At 53.4% G+C, this 19,941-nt stretch carries 18 protein-coding genes; 7 read left to right on the top strand and 11 right to left on the bottom strand.

What is annotated here, in order from left to right:
• The first annotated feature begins 101 nt into the window (after window positions 1-101).
• The 7 genes from KGA89_RS15920 to KGA89_RS15890 all read left to right on the top strand — a co-directional run bounded on the left by KGA89_RS15920 (window position 102) and on the right by KGA89_RS15890 (window position 9,183).
• Window positions 102-461 (top strand): DUF6124 family protein, encoded by a 360-nt coding sequence (locus KGA89_RS15920; protein ID WP_223472013.1) that lies wholly within the window; start codon window positions 102-104, stop codon window positions 459-461.
• 720 nt (window positions 462-1,181) lie between these two features.
• Entirely contained in the window at window positions 1,182-1,541 is a 360-nt protein-coding gene (locus KGA89_RS15915) for a DUF6124 family protein (protein ID WP_028237607.1), read from the top strand.
• Window positions 1,542-2,273: 732 nt separating this feature from the next.
• Window positions 2,274-2,633, top strand: coding sequence for a DUF6124 family protein (locus tag KGA89_RS15910; protein WP_223472012.1), 360 nt, complete (start codon window positions 2,274-2,276; stop codon window positions 2,631-2,633).
• Window positions 2,634-3,209: 576 nt separating this feature from the next.
• On the top strand, window positions 3,210-4,511 hold the full coding sequence (locus KGA89_RS15905) for a DNA cytosine methyltransferase (protein ID WP_223472011.1): 1,302 nt from the start codon (window positions 3,210-3,212) through the stop codon (window positions 4,509-4,511).
• Between the two features lie 4 nt (window positions 4,512-4,515).
• Window positions 4,516-5,673 carry a DNA cytosine methyltransferase gene (locus KGA89_RS15900; RefSeq protein ID WP_223472010.1) on the top strand — a complete coding sequence of 386 codons (1,158 nt, stop codon included), beginning with the start codon at window positions 4,516-4,518 and terminating at the stop codon, window positions 5,671-5,673.
• Window positions 5,674-5,688: 15 nt separating this feature from the next.
• On the top strand, window positions 5,689-7,341 hold the full coding sequence (locus tag KGA89_RS15895) for an McrB family protein (protein ID WP_223472009.1): 1,653 nt from the start codon (window positions 5,689-5,691) through the stop codon (window positions 7,339-7,341).
• Window positions 7,342-7,347: 6 nt separating this feature from the next.
• Window positions 7,348-9,183, top strand: coding sequence for a DUF2357 domain-containing protein (locus tag KGA89_RS15890; protein WP_223472008.1), 1,836 nt, complete (start codon window positions 7,348-7,350; stop codon window positions 9,181-9,183).
• Between the two features lie 154 nt (window positions 9,184-9,337).
• Here the strand turns inward: KGA89_RS15890 and KGA89_RS15885 are convergent, their stop codons facing one another.
• The 11 genes from KGA89_RS15885 to eat form a co-directional block, all read right to left on the bottom strand.
• The gene (locus tag KGA89_RS15885) at window positions 9,338-9,679 is read right to left on the bottom strand and encodes a hypothetical protein (RefSeq protein WP_223472007.1); all 342 of its coding nucleotides are present in this window, start codon (window positions 9,677-9,679) and stop codon (window positions 9,338-9,340) included.
• A complete protein-coding gene (locus KGA89_RS15880; RefSeq protein WP_223472022.1) occupies window positions 9,676-10,065 on the bottom strand; it encodes a phage holin family protein in 390 nt (129 codons plus the stop codon). Before KGA89_RS15880 ends, KGA89_RS15885 begins: the two co-directional genes overlap by 4 nt.
• A gap of 1 nt (window position 10,066) precedes the next feature.
• Entirely contained in the window at window positions 10,067-10,381 is a 315-nt protein-coding gene (locus KGA89_RS15875; protein ID WP_223472006.1) for a YqjD family protein, read from the bottom strand.
• A gap of 1,001 nt (window positions 10,382-11,382) precedes the next feature.
• Window positions 11,383-12,114 carry a helix-turn-helix transcriptional regulator gene (locus KGA89_RS15870; protein WP_038856050.1) on the bottom strand — a complete coding sequence of 244 codons (732 nt, stop codon included), beginning with the start codon at window positions 12,112-12,114 and terminating at the stop codon, window positions 11,383-11,385.
• Window positions 12,115-12,308: 194 nt separating this feature from the next.
• A complete protein-coding gene (ppa, locus tag KGA89_RS15865; protein WP_003205933.1) occupies window positions 12,309-12,836 on the bottom strand; it encodes an inorganic diphosphatase in 528 nt (175 codons plus the stop codon).
• Between the two features lie 111 nt (window positions 12,837-12,947).
• Window positions 12,948-13,760 carry a zinc-dependent peptidase gene (locus KGA89_RS15860; RefSeq protein ID WP_003205930.1) on the bottom strand — a complete coding sequence of 271 codons (813 nt, stop codon included), beginning with the start codon at window positions 13,758-13,760 and terminating at the stop codon, window positions 12,948-12,950.
• A 5-nt stretch (window positions 13,761-13,765) separates the two neighbouring features.
• Window positions 13,766-14,422, bottom strand: a complete 657-nt coding sequence (locus tag KGA89_RS15855) for a DedA family protein (protein WP_003205927.1) — start codon at window positions 14,420-14,422, stop codon at window positions 13,766-13,768.
• A 785-nt stretch (window positions 14,423-15,207) separates the two neighbouring features.
• Window positions 15,208-15,669 carry a GNAT family N-acetyltransferase gene (locus KGA89_RS15850; RefSeq protein ID WP_013694280.1) on the bottom strand — a complete coding sequence of 154 codons (462 nt, stop codon included), beginning with the start codon at window positions 15,667-15,669 and terminating at the stop codon, window positions 15,208-15,210.
• A 107-nt stretch (window positions 15,670-15,776) separates the two neighbouring features.
• Complete coding sequence (eutC, locus tag KGA89_RS15845; protein ID WP_223472005.1) at window positions 15,777-16,601, bottom strand: ethanolamine ammonia-lyase subunit EutC; 825 nt, start codon at window positions 16,599-16,601, stop codon at window positions 15,777-15,779.
• Window positions 16,602-16,612: 11 nt separating this feature from the next.
• Complete coding sequence (locus KGA89_RS15840) at window positions 16,613-18,007, bottom strand: ethanolamine ammonia-lyase subunit EutB (RefSeq protein ID WP_003205921.1); 1,395 nt, start codon at window positions 18,005-18,007, stop codon at window positions 16,613-16,615.
• Window positions 18,008-18,337: 330 nt separating this feature from the next.
• Window positions 18,338-19,708, bottom strand: a complete 1,371-nt coding sequence (eat, locus tag KGA89_RS15835) for an ethanolamine permease (RefSeq protein WP_003205920.1) — start codon at window positions 19,706-19,708, stop codon at window positions 18,338-18,340.
• Window positions 19,709-19,941 lie beyond the last annotated feature (233 nt).

Below are 19,941 nucleotides of genomic sequence, written 5' to 3'. Positions count from 1 at the left end.
GCCGGGATTCTTAGGTTCACCGGTCGACTAACCTGCGCACAGCTGCCGCCCTCTCGTTTAGTCGCGAGGTGGTTGCAGCATCACTTAAGGAACCTAAGTCGATGGCAAAAATTACACCGAACCCTCCGATTGCGGATGAGCATGTGTCTCGCGCTCAGTCTGCTCGTAACAATAAGCTTGATGAGGCTGCCAACCGGGCGTTGGATTACTACCTGAAGCCTACGCCGAAGGACGAAACGTCTGACAAACCCAACACCATCTTCCGTATCGCACCTGATGTTGATTCGGAATGTCTGCTTGCCAACCTCAGTGAAAACCTGGCTTCGGCCAATGCCATGATCAGTGATTTGGCGTTTGGTCTTGAGGGATCACGACGGCATTTTGCGTTGGGGATTTTGCAGGTGATTGAGGTGAGTGAGCTGCTGGCGAATAGGGCTTTGGATATTGTTGAGGTGAGGTAGAAGGGCGAGGCATTCGTGCTTTGAGAGGAAAAAAGGTCTTGCTCAGCAAGGCCTTTTTTCGTGAGAGCTCGCGGTAATGGGCGTCAGGTTTGGGAGCGCCGGGTTTCGTCGCTCAGCTTCGGTTGTGAATTTCATTTAATCGCTAATGTAGATCATGACCACGGTAGCGCCCTAGACCGGTAACTATGCGGACTGGTCTATTAAATCGCTATTGTCGATGGCACTTGCCGCAGTGTGCTTTGCAAGAAGCGCAGGTCGGCAGGGAAAAGCTCTTTATCCGCCTAAAACTGATGCAGTTGCTGGCTTGCGATCCTAATGAGTTCAAGACTTACGGCTGATCTTCTCAACGGGTGGTGGCTTGTTTAGATGCGTTGGAGGCGCGTTGTTTATTCTTGCGATTTGGATCTGGGGGCGGCTGACGTTGTCTTGCGCCATTGCCTACAACTACGCCAGAATCCGCCGGCTTGTGCGCCCTTGGCCGCGTCGGTAGTTTGGATCCTGTCACTGCCCATCAGTGATCGGGTTTAGCAGCCCGTCGAGTTGAGTCGCATCAAGCTTCATCAGTCAGGTATCCCCATCCCTGCACTTGATGGTGGCTGTGCGTGGGGCGCCCTTGGGCGCGCCGATTTCTTAACTCGTCGGTCTGCTAACCCGCGTACAGCTGCCACCCACTCGTTTAGCAGCGAGAGGGTCGTGGCCTCACCAAAGAGAGTTAAGGCTATGGTCAAAATTACACCGAACCCTCCGACTGCAGATGAGCATGTGTCTCGCGCTCAGTCGGCTCGTAATAACAAGCTTGATGATGCTGCCAACCGGGCGTTGGATTACTACTTGAAGCCTACGCCGAAGGACGAAACGTCTGACAAACCCAACACCATCTTCCGTATCGCACCGGATGTTGATTCGGAATGTCTGCTTGCCAATCTCAGCGAAAACCTGGCTTCTGCCAATGCCATGATCAGTGATTTGGCGTTTGGTCTTGAGGGATCACGACGGCATGTGGCGTTGGGGATTTTGCAGGTGATTGAGGTGAGTGAACTGTTGGCGAGTCGGGCTTTGGATATTGTTGAGGTGAGGTAGAAGGGCGAGGCATTCGCGCTTTGAGAGGAAAAAAGGTCTTGCTCAGCAAGGCCTTTTTTTATGAGAGCTTGCGGTAATGGGCGTCAGGTATGGGAACGCCGAGGGTTCGTCGCTTGGTTTCGGCGGTGAATTTCATTTAATCGCTAATGTAGATCATGACCACGGCATCGCCCTAAACCGGTAACTATGCGGACTGGTTTATTAAATCGCTATTGTCGGTAGCGCTTGCCGCAGTGTGCTTTGCTAGAAGCGCAGGTCGGCATCGAACAGCTCTTTATCCACCCAAAACTGATGCAGTGTTAGCTCGCGATAACAATGAGTTCAAGCCTTGCGGTTGATGTTCTCAGCCGAAGGTGGTTTGTTTGAATACATTGCAGCGGGGTGTTTATTGGAGGGGCTTGGGATCTAGGGGAGCCTGACGTTGCCTTGCGCCATTGCCTACAACTACGCCAGAATCCGCCGGCTTGTGCGTTTTTGAGCCCGTCGGTAGTTTGAGTCTTGTCACTGAGCATCAGTGATCGGGTTTCGCAGCCCGGACTCTATAAGCGCACAACGTCACCTTCGAAAGCAGATCGCCCATGTCTGTGATTTCGTCAGAGGTGGCTGTGCGTGGGAGACCTTCGGGTCTGCCGGTCTCTAGAGTCCCGGTCTGCGAACCCGCGTACAGCTGCCACCCAATACTTCGTTTCGCAGCGAATGGTGGTAGCTCCAACAGACTCTAGGAGCTTTACCATGGCTAAAATCACACCGAATCCGCCAGCTACAGATGAACATGTGTCGCGCGCTCAGTCTGCTCGTAACAAGAAGCTTGATGATGCTGCTAACCGGGCTTTGGATTACTACCTGAAGCCTACGCCGAAGAAAGAAACGTCTGACAACCCCAACAGCATCTTCCGTATCGCACCTGATGTTGATTCGGAATGCCTGCTTGCCAGTCTCAGTGAAAACCTGGCTGCGGCCAATGCCATGATCAATGATCTAGCGTTTGACCTTGAGGGTTCGCGACGGCGTGTTGCGATGGGGATTTTGCAGGTGATTGAGGTGAGTGAACTGCTGGCGAATCGGGCTTTGGATATTATTGAGGTGAGGTAACAAGGGGCCGCGCTTACCCCAGGTATGAAAAAAGGTCTTGCATGGCAAGGCCTTTTTTGTGCTCAAGTTTCATGGGCGAGCGGCTTGTCAGGTCAGCGTCCATTGATACACGCCTGCCGAAACTGCGTGGAGAAGCTTCATTGGCGACAATCGGCTGTATGCCGCTTAGCTGTATATTGATACAGTATTTCCCCTTCCTTGTATTGAAGTGGGAGGAGGCGCGTACCGGGTAGAGCTTTGGTGCCATATTTAGGCGTGTGAGCAGAAAAAGGCGTGATTTCGAATTTTGAGTAGCTATCTGATAGGAGTATGTCATGTTACATTACATACATAACGTGCAGCTAGGTTCGCGAGAAGGTAGGTATGTCAGTAGGTCAGAGTGGGCGAGTGGTGATCGAGCTAGACCCCGCGATTAAACGAGAGCTGTATTCGCTATTAGCGAAGAATGGTATGACGTTGAAGGATTGGTTTCTTTCTCAAGCGGCAAGTTATATCGAAACGGGAGGGCAATTCTCACTAGAGTTGTCCCACAGTAAAAAACATGAGAAAGATCTGCGTTGAGCAGGGGGGCGTAGAGTGCTTTTCGAGGTCATAGAGAACCAGCAGTTACATTTGAGCGGAATTCCGTTTCCTACTAGCGGAGGATTTGAACGGTTTGAATTGATCAAAAAGCAGTCGATCATTCGGAGAACTGTGAGTCTGCGCTCAGGTGAGGAGAGGGTTTCTGATATATCTTTACCCCCGGGGTTGGTCGTTTCAGAAAACTTAGCTGATTCGTATGACTTGGCGTGGCTTCAGTCGAAGTCAAAACCTGTAGCTATAAATTCAAGTAATAATAAAACTATTCGAGCTGCTGACCTATTTTGCGGTTGCGGAGGACTTTCTGTCGGGTTGAGGGAAGCTGCTAGAGCACTAGAAACCGAAGTGGAGTTTGTATTTGCCTCGGATATCAATGAGGCTGCTCTTTCGGTTTATCAGCAAAATATTTCTCCCTTTTTTTCCTCAAGTCTTCCTATCGAAAACTATATTGATGGGGGTTTGGGCGCTAAAGTGACTAGTGCTGAAAAAGTATTGATAGATAAAATTGGTAGGATTGATTTTGTTTTTGCAGGTCCTCCATGTCAGGGACACTCAGATCTTAATAATCATACGCGCAGAGATGATCCGAAGAATCAGCTTGTTCTTAGGGTCGCAAGATTTGCAGAGTTGTTTCGTCCAAAGTTTTTAGTAATAGAAAATGTTCCTGGCATAAAGCATGATCGTCTAGGGTCGTTGCTAGAAGCAAAAAAAGCGTTAAGTGCATTAGGTTATAGCTTAGATGAAACCTTGATGAGGGCCGAGAAGTTTGGTGTGCCTCAAGCTAGAAAGCGATTTTTCTTAGTTGCTGTTCTTGATGGAGAAAGCGATCTTTCGTCTTTAGATATGAGTCATGAATGTCAATCTAGAGATGTTGCTTGGGCGATAACTGACCTGTTGGGTACTTCCGAGACTGATATTTTTGACACGTCAGCAGTTCACTCCCAAGAAAACAAACGAAGAATTAAGTTTCTTTTTGAGCATGGGCTCTATGACTTGCCCAATTCAGAGCGCCCGTCTTGCCATAGAGATAAAAAGCACTCGTATACATCCGTGTATGGACGAATGCATTGGAATAAACCGTCCCAAACAATAACTACCGGATTTGGTTCGGTAGGGCAGGGGAGATTTGTTCATCCACTTAAAGAAAGAACCTTGACTCCTCATGAGGCAGCAAGGATTCAATTTTTTCCAGATTTTTTTGAATTTGGGGATTTTGGGCGGAGGCAATTGCAATTGCTAATCGGCAATGCAGTACCGTCTAAACTTGCATATGTGCTTGCTCTCCATCAATTAAGGTAATCAAATGAAGGCTGTAAGTTTGTTCTCTGGTATCGGGGGCATCGAGGTTGGCCTGGCAAAGCACGGTTTTGAAACAAGCTTGTTTTGCGAGATAGACCCTTTAGCGAGGAGTGTACTCAGAAAAAATTTTCCTGATGCAGAGGTCCATGACGATATTCTCTCGTTGGAAAATTTGCCGGAGGCGGATATTGTTACCGCGGGGTTCCCATGTCAGGACTTAAGTCAGGCGGGGGGGAAAAGAGGTATTTCTGGAGCAAAGTCAGGGCTCGTTACTACACTTTTCTCTTTAATTGAGAAGCGGTTGCTAAAAGATAGGCCTGAGTGGATATTAATCGAAAATGTACCCTACATGCTTCGATTGAATCGCGGTCAAGCAATGAACTTTGTTACGTCTGAGTTGGCGCGACTCGGTTATAGCTGGGCTTATCGGGTAGTGGATGCCAGGTGCTTTGGACTTCCTCAGCGTCGTGCCCGAGTAGTTCTTTTGGCCTCAAAGAGTGCCAAACCTTGGAATGTTCTTTTTGCCGATAATTATCCTGAGCCTGATATGGATGGGAAACCATCATTTATCGAAGGTGCGGATGCATTTGGTTTTTACTGGACAGAAGGATTGCGGGGTGTAGGTTGGGTTCGGGAGGGGGTGCCTCCTATAAAGTGCGGTAGTACTCTTGGTATTGCTTCTCCCCCCGCAGTATGGTTTCCATCCGATGACTATGTAGGAACCCTAGATATTAAAGACGCGGAAAGATTGCAGGGTTTTCCTGAGGGTTGGACGGATTTTTCTGCGCATGGAACTGAAGGTAGGGCAAGTTTTAGGTGGCGCTTAATAGGTAACGCCGTTTCGACAAAAGTTTCCGAGTGGGTAGGAGGAAATATTATCAAGCATGAAGCCATAGAGGTTAGATCTGCACCACTAGATCGAAAAAAAGCATGGCCAAATGCTGCATTTGGTAATGCTGATGGTGTTTACTCGGCAGATGTAAGTAAGTGGGCGAGTCGGAGCGAAGCGCTCAAATTGTCCTCTTTCTTGAAGTTTGATTTAAAGCCACTGTCTAGGCGGGCCACAGAAGGATTTTTGGAACGTGCAAGAAGATGCACGAATGTGGTCTATTCAGAGGCGTTTTTGATGTCGCTTCAGAAGCACTCTAATTCTTTTTTGTGATTTTAAGGGACTATTATGCTTGCAGAAATTAATCAGAAATTTTCATTGCTTTTAAATGATTTTGTTCGTGGTATCTCAAATACCAGTACCTCTAAGTATACCGCTATACGAGATGTGTTGGCTGAGGGGCTGGGTCTTAAGCCTGAGAGTATTTATATAACAGGCGCTGCCAAACGAATTAGCAACTTGGATACAAGGCTGGCGCAGGGGAATCAGCGAAATCAGCACACTCCACTAGGTGTTGCGTTTATAAATATTCCTTCTGGCGGAAAAAGTAGAGAGGATACGATAAATGCGGCTAGATCTAGTTTTACTACAACGGTAAGGAAGTTTGTCAGCGGTGAAGAGCGAGGAACCCACTTTGATGGTGTCCTTGGATTTATTCAAGTTGATAATGAGAGTGTAGTTGTTCCGTTGGTTTTTTTGTATTCCCAGAGCTGTTCTTTTGTTGATGAAGTAAAAAGCTCTATGCCAGATTTTGACGCGCATAGCCTGTTGATTAATAGAGTGGTCGCGCCTGGAGTGGTAACTAGTGAGGCCTCATTGACAGGCTCCACCCAAGTAAAGCAGGCTTTTTCAGCAGTTCTAGACTCCTCTCTAATAAGTCTGTGCTCAAAAGCGCTGAATGACGCAGGAATGAAAGTCTCGGAAGGGGTTTTGTCTAGGTTTGTTGCTTCATTACTTGTAAAGCGTTTTGTTATAATGGCAGGTCTTTCCGGAAGTGGTAAGACTAAGTTGGCGATAGCGTTCGCTGAGTGGATCAAGGAGTTTGATGAGCAACTAAAGGTTGTATCGGTTGGTGCTGACTGGAATGGGACTGAAAGTGTATTTGGATATAGAGATGCACTAGATCCTAACCGATTCGTTAAGCCTGTTTCCGGAATTCTAGATATTGTCATTAGGGCAGAAGAGGATCCGTCTAGACCCTATTTTTTAATTCTCGATGAGATGAATTTGTCTCACGTTGAACGCTACTTTTCAGACTTTCTCTCTGCTATGGAATCTGATTGCGAAATTAACTTACACACTGCCGAAGATGCAATAGAGGGGGTTCCTCCGTCCATTGAGCTCCCCAAAAATTTGTTCATTGTAGGGACGGTCAATGTTGATGAAACAACTTATATGTTTTCACCAAAGGTTCTTGATCGAGCAAATGTAATTGAGTTTACAGTTGATGAGTCGGATTTAAAAGATTTTCTTGGTGCGCCGTCTAAAATTGATATGCAATCGATCGTCGGATTAGGTAAGCAATACCAGTCGGCGATTGTAGAGTCTGCCAAAAGAACGGATGTAGACTTAAAGGATTTACCTATTGCTATCGCTGATGGCTCAGCCGTCCAGCAACAAATTACAGACATGTTGCTGCAAGGGTTTCGATTGCTAAAGCCAATTGGAGCAGAATTCGGATTTCGTACAGCCATTGAGGTTATTCGGTTTACGTATTTTCACGCTCAATTGGTCGGTAGTGGGTGGGGTGTGAAAGATTCCTTTGATGCCCAGATGGTTCAAAAACTAATGCCGAAGCTTCATGGATCTGAAAGACGCCTGCGACCTGTGCTTGATGCCCTTGAAGAACTTTGTAACACTTCAGGTTTGAAGCTGTCTGGAGAAAAAGTTTCTCGGATGCAGGGGCGGTTGAGAGATGGTTTTACTAGTTTTCTTGAGTGAAAATTCATGGCGAATAGTGCAGATCTTGAGTTTAAAAATATCGCTGGAGATGTTTTGGGGTATATAAGTATTTTTGCCCCTTCAAATGTAGTTGATGGTATTGTAGAAGTTAGCTCCGTCGAGGCGGAACAGTATTTTGAAGAGGCCACTCAAATTTACGAAGCCACTCAATATGAGTATCAATTGTTATCTCATATTTCTGGCTGTACAGTCAGGACAGCGTGCGGTGTTGTCGGCTTAAAAGCTAGTCAAATTCCAACTTTGGTCGGATGTGGAGTAATTGATACGGGGAGTTATGTCGGGCGGCTAGAGTTGGAGTTGATTTCCGCCGCTGGAGATTTACTTTCGTCCGTCGCATTGGAGGTCAGATCTAGAAAGATAGGATACAGAAATGATTTTCGAGAGATGGCTGAATCGATCGCTAATCATTCAATAGAACTTTTGTTTGATATTCGCTCCCCCACTACATTTAAGCAAACACATGTAGATGATTACTCAAGTAGTGGTTGTTATCAAAAAATACTCTTTTTGAAAGGGACTCTGGCCTCAAAGCGCTTTAAAGATGCCGTGTCTTTTGTTATTTCAAGGCCGAATGAGGTTCTGAAGAAAGAAAGGGTTTTTAGGCATATACGGCAGGGCGTGAAACCTACGTCAAAAAGTTTGAGAGAGATAGCTTCGGCAGTTAGAAGAACTGGTGTGGCGGATAATCATCCTATCAGAGGCTACGTTAATTCACTACCTGATGCTTTGACTTATTCTTCTCCAGTCTTGTCGCAAGATACACCAGAAAATCAGTTTGTTAAGTTTGTTTTGGAGAGTTTTCTAAGTTATTTGTCTACGATAGATCGAGAGATTTCAGGCTTGGCTGGTGAGCAATATTCTCGAATTTCTGTTGATGTTAAGATTCTTGTTAAAGAGCTAGAGGCTGTTCTAGATAATCGCTTGTTTGCAAGGGTTTCTAAGATGTCTAGTATTCCGCTTTCTAGTCAGGTATTGCAGCGTCGAGAAGGGTATCGGGAGATATTAAATGTATGGCTTCGATTTGATCTTGCGATGCAACTTTCCTGGTCTTCTGGTATGGATATTTTTCATGCGGGACAGAAAAATGTCGCTCTATTGTACGAGTATTGGGTGTTTTTTGAATTGGTATCCCTTCTTAAAAAATTCTGCTCCTTTGGGGATGAGATTTTATTAAATGTCTTTGAGATGAGTAAAGATAAACTTTCTCTCAGGTTAAAGCAGGGGAGGAATATATCATTTAAAGGCTCCGCTGTGTTTGGGGCGGCATCTTTGTCTGTGCGGTTTGATTACAATCGTAGCTTTCCATATACAGACTTGCCTAGCGCTTCAGGCTCTTGGAGTAGAGCTATGAGGCCGGATTATTCACTGAGTTTTTGGCCTGCAAACGAAAGCGAAAGTGAGTCGGAAGCTAATGGTGCAATGGTTCGACTTCATTTTGATGCAAAGTATCGCGTCGATGCATATGAAAAAATCTTTAGTCGCGATGCTTTTATATCCGAAAATGCAGATGATAGCGGATATGAAGGAGAGGTTAAAGATGATTCAAGTAGAAAAACATATAAGCGTGATGATCTTCTAAAAATGCACGCATACAGAGATGCTATAAAGAGAAGTTTTGGTGCGTATGTTTTGTATCCGGGTTCGTTTAACTTTAATCTACAGGGCTATCATGAAGTTTTGCCCGGAGTAGGGGCGTTTGTGATGCGCCCAGGAATGGACTCGAAATATATCTTTCAGTTTTTTAATGATTTACTCGGTCATTTGACAAGCTCCACCTCTAGGCTCAATGTGGCCGTTTATACTGCGAAAATATATCATTGATCTTGCTTTGTATCTGTTTGCAGTAGCGTACACATTGCAAGGTGTATGAATGTCTTGGTTTTTGGTTATATCTCCTGCTGCTTCCATTTCAAGCTTGTAGTAGTTAACGGCGCTTGAATACCAAGTGCTCTCCCTTGATAGGAGATTTTACAACTTAGTTTTTACGCGGAGCCCCTTGCATCACCAGCTTGATCAATGGCCCCAGCGATGTGCCCAGACGAACCAATCGAGTCAGGCTGTTTACGCCGCCACTCTTGGCGCTCTTGCCGGACAGAAAGCCCAGCAAGGCGACGGCGGCCACGCCCCAGAGTGGCGCATGTTTGATGCCGAAACCATCCTGCAGTTTTTGCGTCATTCCGCGCACGCGATGCAATGGTTGCAACAGTTGTGCGGATTCCTGGCGGATTTCCTGGCGATGCATTTCCATACGCAGGCGGATCAGCGCCTTGCGCATTTCCGTGCGCGAGATGTTGTGAGGCAGTTCAGGCAGGCTCATGGCAGCAGGCGCTCCCGATTGTTGGCCAATTCTTCCAGGGTGCCATGGAAGGGCGAGGACTCATCGAAAATCGCCGTTCTCAAACGCATCCCGCAGAAGACGCATGCTAGGGTGTAGAACACGCAGAGCGCGATGATGGCGGGCAGGCGATAAGTGTCCCAAAACAGGATCAGCACTAGTGTTGACAACCCCACCAGCAACAGTAAGGCAAACACCAGCGCCAGGCCCGCAAACAGCAACAGGCTTACGGTGCGCGCTTTTTGTTCCTGCAACTCGATGCCGAACAGTTCGACATGACTGTGCAGCAGTCCAAGAAAAGCGGCGCCCAGGCGTCGCGATGAGGAGCGTTGGCCCGTTGCAGACGAGCTGGATTCGCCGATAGACATATCAGCGCCGAGAAGCCAGGAGGCCAATCAGGAAGCCTACGCCAGCTGCGATTCCGACCGATTGCCATGGGTTGGCCTGGACATAGTCTTCAGTGGCGGTAACGGCTGCCTTGCCGTGTTCACGCAGGGAGTCTTCGGTCAGTTTCAAGGTTTCCCGTGCGCGCAGCAGACTGTCGTGGATCTGCTCGCGCAATTCATCAGCCTGATCACCTGCCAACGTTGCGCTGTGTTCCAACAACCGCTCGGTGTCGCTGACGAGTGTCTGAAAATCCGTCATCAAAAGTTCCTTAGCCTCATCTAATTTTTTGCCGGCCATGTCTTTTTCCGTCGTGGAGGGTGTGAGTTTTTTGAGTATTAACCCTGAATGAAGGTTCACCGAATTTTGCTCAATTCACGTACTAATTTATCCAATCGCCCCACTTATGGCGCCTGGTCAGTGAGTTCAGCTAACGTCCAGCTTTTTGACTCGGTACAGACGCATTCATGAACACATTGTGGTGATCGCCTGGTGATGGCTTCCTTTGCAGGAAAGCCCGATCTGAGCCTGCAGATATGGCAGAAAATTTCGTGAGTCTGCTGCGCTGGAATAATCAGCAGTGGGTTCGGTTGCAAGATGTCCCGCACCTACTGCCGGATCATGATAGCCACGACTTACGCCTGGTAGGCTTAGCGACCCAACGAAGTCCGTCACCGTCCTCATAGGACTCGGGTTCGGTTAGGTTTTCGATTTGTTTCGGATTCAGCTTATTTCTTTGTCGTCCCTATTGTCCCACCCACCAAATCGTCCTATGAGGTCAAAATAGCGTTGAACGCCATCAGACAGAAAAATGCATGAAGCCCTCGTAATAGCTGGGCTATCAGATATATTTTCTCAAATGGGATAGGTTTATTTCGGACAATTAAAAAGCCGGCTTATGGCCGGCTTCTCGTTGACTGATTCAGCTCGTTTTTGACAAACCTTACCAGCCTTCAAAACGTACATCCGGCTCTTGCGGCCGGCTGTGGGACTTGGTCAGAAAGTGATCTGCCTTGTCGGTGCGAGGCGTGGGCTCGCAAATGTGGGGCGGAGGATACGCGGGTTTTGTTCGGAAGCCCAGTGGTAAGTGGTGTGGAATCATTGGGTTAGGGTTATTCAGGGGGAAAGCAGGGGGCTGCTGCGCAGCCCAGCGGGAGCAAGCTCCCTCGCCACAAAAGCTCTCTGCCACAAAAGCTCTCTGCCACAAAAGCTCCTGCCACAAGAGCTCTCTGCAACAGAAGCTGCATGACACAAAAGCTCCTCAGCGCAAGGAGCTTTGCTTGTCTGTCCGTTCGGGTGGGTTAGTCGGACACCGGCGGTCGCTGTTTGTTGAGGGTTGACCACCAGAACACCCAGCCGATCACGTGGATGTGTTGCGCGTCGATTTGTTCGGCGCTGAAGACCTCGTCGGGATACGCAGCGCTGTTGTGGCTGCGCAGGCGCAGTCGGTTGCCGGGGATTCGGTGGAGGTATTTGATGCGCAGCATGCCGTCGTGCTCAAGCGCATAGATCTGGCCGTCGACGATTTGGGTCAGGCCGCGGTCGATGGCGAGGGTGGAGCCGTCGGCGATGCGTTCGGCCATGCTGTCGCCGACCATGGTGATGCAGATGGCGTCGCTGGGGTTTATTTCCAGGGATTCGAGGTGGCTGCGGGGCAGGCGGATGGATTGGTCGGGGATTTCGGTGATGTGGGTTTTGGTTTCGCCGGGGGCGATGGGGACTTCCTTGTAGAAGGGCAGTTCAATGTCCATGGGTTCCGCCACGCTGTAGACGCCATCGTTTTCGGCCGCCTCATAGGTGGTGCCGGGGCCGAGGCCCAATGGGGTCTGTGGGCCTTCGCCGTGGGCGAGCCACTCCGGGCTGACGGTCAGCAGGCTGGCGATGCTGTGGATGCGCCCGGGTGGGATGCCACGGTTGAACCAGTTGTTCACGTGTTGGGATTTCACGCCGTATAACTTCGCGAAGTCGGCGGAACGGATGTTCGCTTCTCTTAGAAGGGCTCTGAAGCGGTCGCCACTGGAAAGTATTTTCATAAACGGAAAGTTTAGGGGCGACTGTGTTTTCGGCAATAAACAAGTCGTTCAAATATATAAGACGATCTTTCCGTTTGCAGGATTTGAAAGGCGCGGGCTAAACGTGGTTACACAGTGTTAATACAGTTTCGTATTGGGAACCATTAAGACATAAAAAACCCCGGGGCAAACCGGGGTTCTTTATCAAGTTTGTTTCAGCCTTTGTAGGCGGCAACCGACTTGGTGATCGCTTCGCGGGCGGCATCAGCACCGGCCCAGCCTTCGATCTTGACCCACTTGCCTTTTTCGAGATCTTTGTAGTTCGCGAAGAAGTGCTCGATCTGCTGGATCAGCAGCGGTGGCAGGTCGGTGTATTCCTTCACGTCGACGTACAGTTGCGACAGTTTGTCGTGTGGCACTGCGATGACTTTGGCATCGCCGCCGCCGTCGTCGGTCATGTTCAGGATGCCAACTGGACGGGCGCGGATGACCGAGCCTGGGGCCACTGGGTAAGGGGTCACGACCAGCACGTCGAGGGGGTCGCCGTCGTCGGCCAGGGTGTTGGGGATGTAACCGTAGTTGGCCGGGTAGAACATGGGGGTGGCCATGAAACGGTCAACGAACAGGCAGTCGCTGTCTTTGTCGATTTCGTATTTGATCGGGGCGTGGTTGGCCGGGATTTCGATCGCGACGTAGATGTCGTTCGGCAGGTCTTTGCCAGCCGGAATCTTGCTGTAGCTCATTGGGCGGTGCCCCCGTTAGTTGACCAAATGACTGGTCGGATTGACCAAAAAGTGGCGGCGATTATAGGCATATTCAGCCGCTGTTGCCACGTTACCAGGGTCGTAGAGACCTTAGTATGACGCCTGATAGACCGGATCTTCGGCCTGAAGTTGCCGCAGCCGGGCCAACGGATCCTGGCGGTAGAATGCCTTGAGCTGTTCGTAGACCTTTGGATAGGCCTGGTGCAGCAGGTCTGGGGCGCTGAAGAAGTATTCGCTGGTGACGGCAAAGAACTCCGCCGGGTTTTCCGCGGCGTAGGGGTCGATGACGGTTTCGGCGTCGGGGTTGTGGTCGAGTTGGCGGTCGAGGTCGTCGAAGGCTTGTTGCATGGCGTCGGCCCAGTCGCTGACGCGCATGTCGGCGTGCAGCGGTGGCAGGCCGTTGGCGTCGCCGTTGAGCATGTCGAGTTTGTGCGCCAGTTCGTGGATCACCAGGTTGTAGCCGTCCCAGCCGCCGCTGGCCATCACGCCGTCCCAGGCGAGGATGATCGGGCCTTGGGGCCAGGCTTCGCCGCTGTGTTCGCCGTCCCACTCGTGCTCGATGCCGCTGGCGTCGCGGTAGCGCTGGGGGCTGAGGAAGTCGTCGGGGTAGAGGACGATTTCGTGGAAGCCTTGGTACCAGTTCAGTTCGCCCAGGTGCATCAGCGGCAATTGGGCCTGGGCGGCGAGCAGCAGGCGTTGTTCCTGGTGCAGTTCGACGCCGGGCAGGGCGGTGAGGTGTTTGTCGTGCAGGAACAGTACGCAGGCTTCCCGCAACCATTGGTCCTCGGCGGCGCTAATGCCGTCGAGGAAGCTCAATTGTTGCCGCACTCGCTGCCAGGTGTCCTCGGCCACGGGGTGTTTGGCGAGGGTGCGTCGGCGGCGCCAGTTGCTCAGGGACCACATGGCGATCAGCGTGGTTGGGCTTTCGAGGCGCGCTGGCTCAGTTTGCTGCGCACCAGGCTGATGATCATCGGCAGCAGCGACACCAGGATGATGCCGACGACCAGCAGCGACAGGTTCTGCTTGATGAATGGCACGTTGCCGAAGAAGTAGCCGAGGGTCACCAGGCCGCCGACCCAGAGGACGGTGCCGAGGACGCTGAAGCCGAAGAAGCGCAGGTAATTCATCTTGCCCACGCCGGCGACGAAGGGCGCGAAGGTGCGGATGATCGGCAGGAAGCGCGCCAGGGTCACGGTTTTGCCGCCGTGTTTGTCGTAGAAGTCGTGGGTTTGCTGCAGGTAGTCGCGGCGGAAGATTTTCGAGTTGGGGTTGCTAAACAGTTTTTCGCCGGCGGTGCGGCCGATGAGGTAGTTGGTGCTGTCGCCGAGGATGGCCGCGAGCATCAGCAGGCCGCCCAGCAGGACTGGGTCCATGGCGCCACCAGCGGCGACGGCGCCGGCGATGAACAGCAGCGAGTCACCCGGCAGGAAGGGCGTGACCACCAGGCCGGTTTCACAGAAGATCACCAGGAACAGGATGGCGTAGACCCACGTCCCGTAGTTGGTCACCAGCATGTCGAGATAGACGTCGAGATGCAGAATGAGGTCGAGGGGATTGAAATCCATGCATAGCACCTGTGGTGGCGGCCCGACTCGGCAGGCTTGTGGGTCTGGCTTTGAGTATGGCTACAGAGTGTGTAGCTTTTTCTTACAAGCCGGGAAGAGCGGCATTATACGGCGAGGATTGTGAAGCGCGTGTTGAGTTTGTAGCGGGGGATTTCGGTGGTTCTGTGGGCAGGGGAGCACTTTGAGGGGGCGGGCTTGCTTGCGAAGATGGCGGCACATTCGATATTGATGCAGCTGGACTACCGCTATCGCGAGCAAGCTCGCTCCCACAGGGGATTGCGGTGAGTATTAGTTTTTTGTGCATGCCTCAAAACCAGTGTGGGAGCGGGCTTGCTCGCGATGGCGGTGGAACAGTCAGTATTGATGTTGCCTGACGGACCGCTATCGCGAGCAAGCTTTGCTCCCACAGGTCCTGCTCAAACAGATCTGATGGGTGTACGACCGGGAGAGTCAGGTCGGCCGTTAGGCCGCCTCGCGGTGGACGTTGATCTTGGGGCCCCGTTAACCACGCTGGCCGAACGCAGGCATTGTGGAGTGGGTATCCCGGCATGGATGCCGGGATAGCCGCGCTGGGCCATGGAGGGCCCTTCGCGGCGGGCCCACGGAGCAATGCCGGAGTGAGGGCATGCCGAGCCTAAGCGAGGCACCAAGTGGTGGGGCATGAGCGCTTTGGTTACTTTCGCGCTTTTCGAAAGTGACCCGCCGTCAGGGCGGAACCCTAAGCCGCCATCACCGCAGCAATGGATATGTCCCCAACCATCACATCCAACATTGCTCCGAACGGCTCAGATCCCCTCGCTGATCGGCAACACGTAGTTCTTGAACTCGGTGTCTTCCTTGAACCCAATCGACTCGTAGGTCTTCTGCGCCACGTCGTTATTGCTGCTGGTGGAGACGCGCATGCGGACGGCGTTGGTTTCCTTGGCCATTTTTTTCGCGGTGCGGATCAGGTTGTCGGCCACCAGTTGGCGGCGGGCGTCTTCGGCGACGTAGATGTCGTTGAGGATCCACACGCGCTTGAGCGACAGCGACGAGAAGCTTGGGTAGAGCTGGCAAAAACCCAGCAATTTGCTGTCGTCGTCATCGGGCAAGGCCAGGTAGATCACCGATTCCTTGCGGCGCAGGCGTTTTTCGAGAAAGGCTCGGGACGAATCCGGGTAGGGCAGGGAGCCGTAGAATTCCCGGTATTTGACGAACAATGGGGTCAGCAGGTCCAGGTGTTCCAGGGTCGCTTGGATAATCCGCATGGTAGGTCTCGTCTGCAAAGGTCGACAGATATTCAGACAACAACATCGCGCTGCCGTGCTTTTGATGCTGCCTGAAAGCGGATCAAAAACGCAATCGGATAAACGGATCAGTTTCGGGGCGGCGCCAGTAGGAAGTTACCTTTCATATCGGCAGCGTTTTCCGAATCCAGAGTGTGAACCTGGGCTTCGTCCTTCAGATTGACCCCCGAAAGCTGCCGGCGACAGGCTTCGCGCATCAGGTAGATCAGGCGGTGCGCGGCCATGCCGTAGCTCAGGCCTTCGAGGCGGACATTGGAGATGCAGTTGCGATAGGCATCGGTCAGGCCGACCTTGGGGGCGTAGGTGAAATACAGCCCCAGGCTGTCGGGGGAGCTGAGGCCGGGGCGTTCGCCGATCAGGATCACCGACATTTTCGCGCCGAGCCGCTGTGCCACTTCATCGGCCACGGCAACGCGGCCTTGCTCCACTAAAACTATTGGCGACACAGACCAACCGTCAGCAGCGATCTGCTCTTCCAGCCGCGCCAGGAACGGCAAGGTATGGCGATGCACCGCCAGCGCCGACAGGCCGTCAGCCACGACGATGGCCAGATCCACTCTGCCAGGGTGGGCCGCCGCGTAATCCTGCAGGATCTGCGCGGAGGCGTCGTCGAGCCGTCGGCCCAGGTCCGGACGCTGTAGATAACTGTGTCGGTCGGCCGCCGCGCTGTGGAGCAGCAGGCTTTCACGGCCGCGCTCGCTCAGTTGGGCGCGAATGCCCTGGTGATCGAACGCCAGGTGCACGGCATCGCGGGCCTGGGCGTGGGCGTATTGGAAGTCCAGTTGCGCCTGGGTCGGCAGGCTGGTGCCGGTGCGGCCCAGGGCGATGCGCGCCGGGGTCAGGTTGCGCAGGTTCAGCCAAGGGTTTTGTGGGTCGACAGGTTTTTTGTCCATGGGCAGTTCTCTCATCCCAAATGCGCGAGGGCGTGACGGAACGCCGGTGGCAGGTTGTCGCCGAACCGCACCCGGCCATCGGCCTGGGTGAAGATGCCCATGTTCGCCAGCCACGTTTCGAATTCCGGCGCTGGTTTCAGGCCCAGGGTCTGGCGGGCGTAGAGGGCGTCGTGGAACGAGGTGGTCTGGTAGTTGAGCATGATGTCGTCGGAGCCGGGGATGCCCATGATGAAGTTGATCCCGGCCACGCCCAGCAGGGTCAGCAGGGTGTCCATGTCGTCCTGGTCGGCTTCGGCGTGGTTGGTGTAGCAGATGTCGCAGCCCATCGGCACGCCCAAAAGCTTGCCGCAGAAGTGGTCTTCGAGGCCGGCGCGGATGATCTGTTTGCCGTTGTACAGGTACTCCGGGCCGATGAACCCTACAACTGTGTTCACCAGGAACGGGTTGAAATGCCGTGCCACGGCGTAGGCCCGGGTCTCGCAGGTCTGTTGATCGACGCCGTGGTGGGCGTTGGCTGACAGGGCGCTGCCCTGGCCGGTTTCGAAATACATCAGGTTGTTGCCCAAGGTACCGCGATTCAGGCTGAGCCCGGCGTCGTAGCCTTCTTTCAAGACGCTCAGGCTGATGCCGAAACTGGCGTTGGCCGCTTCGGTGCCGGCGATGGACTGGAACACCAGGTCCAGGGGCACGCCGCGGTTCGCCGCTTCGATGGAGGTGGTGACGTGGGTCAGCACGCAGCCTTGGGTGGGGATGTCGTAGCGCTGGATGATGGCGTCGAGCATTTCCAGCATCGCGCAGATCGAGGCGGTGCTGTCGGTGGCCGGGTTGATGCCGATCATGGCGTCGCCGTTGCCGTAGAGCAGGCCGTCGAGGATGCTCGCGGCGATGCCGGCGGGTTCGTCGGTGGGGTGGTTGGGTTGCAGGCGGGTGGACAGGCGCCCGCGCAGGCCGAGGGTGCCGCGGAACTTGGTCACCACGCGGATCTTTTGCGCCACCAGCACCAGGTCTTGCACGCGCATGATCTTCGACACGGCGGCGACCATTTCCGGCGTCAGGCCCGGGGCCAGCGCCCGCAGGCTCTGTTCATCGGCGGCGTCGCTGAGCAGCCAATCGCGAAAACCGCCGACGGTGAGGTGGCTGACGGTGGCGAAAGCTTGTTTATCGTGAGTGTCGACGATCAGCCGGGTGACTTCGTCGACCTCGTAAGGAATCAGCATTTCTTGCAGGAAATGGCTGAGGGGCAGGTCGGCCAGGGCCATTTGCGCAGCCACGCGCTCACCATCGTTGAGCGCGGCGACCTCGGCCAAAAAATCCCCGGAACGCGCCGGGCTGGCCTTGGCCATCAGGTCTTTGAGGCTGTCGAAGCGATAGGTCTGGGCGCCGACGGAATGGGCGAATGCGGCCATGGGGCGGTGTCCTCCTGGTTCTCTAAATACTCAAATACACCACAGATCCAACCCTGTGGAAGAACCCAGTGAGAGAGCCCAGTGGGAGAGCCTTGTGGAAGAACCTTGTGGGAGCAAAGCTTGCTCGCGATAGCGGAGTGTCAGAAAAGTATTCTCCACTGATACACCGCTATCGCGAGCAAGCTTTGCTCCCACAGAGTCCTTCTCACAGAGTCCTTCCCACAGAGCCCCTCCCACAGAGCCTTCCCAAGAGTTTTCCCACACAGGAAGGGAACTGTGTGCACTTTTAAATAGCAGGCACCAGGCCCTCGGCCCGGTGCCGGTGCAACTTCAGATACCTGTGAGCATAGCGTCCGCCGGTGCATCGGAGCGTTGCTTGGCGGTCAGTTGGAAATACAGGTAGCCGACCACCATGAACGCCAGGAACACCAGCCCGATCACGGTGTTGAACCACGCCATCGCCACCAGGCACACCACCGCCAGGAACAGCGCGATGCCCGGCACGATCGGGTAGCCCGGGGCGCGGAAGGTGCGTTCCAGGTTAGGTTCGGTCTTACGCAGCCTGAACAGGCTGAGCATGCTGATGATGTACATGACGATGGCGCCGAACACCGACATGGTGATCATCGCCGCCGTCAGCGTCATGCCTTGCAGGTTGACCAGGCCATCGCTGTAGATCGCCGCGATGCCGATGACGCCGCCGGCCAGGATCGCCCGGTGCGGGGTCTGGAAGCGCGACAGCTTCGCCAGGCCACGGGGCAGGTAGCCGGCGCGGGCCAGGGCGAAGAACTGCCGCGAGTAGCCGAGGATGATCCCGTGGAAACTCGCCACCAGGCCGAACAGGCCGATCCACACCAGCATGTGCATCCACGTTGAATTGTTGCCGACCACGGCCTTCATGGCCTGGGGCAGCGGGTCGTTGATGTTCGACAGGGTGCGCCAGTCGCCCACGCCGCCGGCCATGATCATCACGCCGATGGCCAGGAACACCAGGGTCAGGATGCCGCTGACATAGGCGCGGGGAATCGTGCGTTTCGGGTCCTTGGCTTCTTCGGCGGCCATGGCCGCGCCTTCGATGGCGAGGAAGAACCAGATCGCGAAGGGGATCGCCGCGAAAATGCCCGGGATCGAGGCGAGGCTGAACTCATTGGAGCCGGCCCAGCCGTTGAGCACGAAGTTACTGAAGCTGAAGCCCGGCGCGACCACGCCCATGAACACCAGCAACTCGGCGACCGCCAGCACGGTGACCACCAGCTCGAACGCCGCGGCAATGCTGACGCCGAGGATATTCAGGGTCATGAACACGATGTACGCGCCGACCGCCGCCAGCTTGGGGTCCAGCTCGGGGAATTGCACGTTGAGGTAGGCGCCAATCGCCATGGCGATGGCCGGGGGCGCAAAGACGAATTCGATCAGGGTGGCGATCCCGGCGATCAACCCGCCTTTCTCGCCGAAGGCCCGTCGGCTGTAGGCGAAAGGCCCGCCGGCGTGAGGAATCGCGGTAGTCAGTTCGGTGAAACTGAAGATGAAACAGGTGTACATCAATGCCACCATGAGGGCGGTGACGAGAAACCCGAGGGTCCCTGCGGTGCCCCAGCCGTAGCTCCAGCCGAAGTATTCACCGGAAATCACCAGGCCGACGGCGATGCCCCATAAATGCAGGGTGCCGAGTGTGGGTTTGAGTTGAGTGGTAGAAGTCATAAGTCCTCTCTGTCTTTTTTATTGTTTGATCTGTTGGACTTTCGGGATTGCTGTGGAGCGGGCACGCAAGGCTCATGCCAGAGCGGTGGGACGGCGTTGTTGTTTGATTTTGATTGTTCCCACGCTCTGCGTGGGAACACAGCCAGGGACGCTCCGCGTCCCAAAGAGCCGAACGCGGAGCGTCCGTAGAGGCATTCCCACGCAGAGCGTGGGAACGATCAGCCGGGCGCAAT

The organism is Pseudomonas sp. A-RE-22 (genome assembly GCF_019956035.1).
Lineage (GTDB): Bacteria > Pseudomonadota > Gammaproteobacteria > Pseudomonadales > Pseudomonadaceae > Aquipseudomonas > Aquipseudomonas brassicacearum.
Note: the sequence above shows the minus strand (reverse complement) of the source record. Positions and strands in the feature narration are given on the sequence as shown.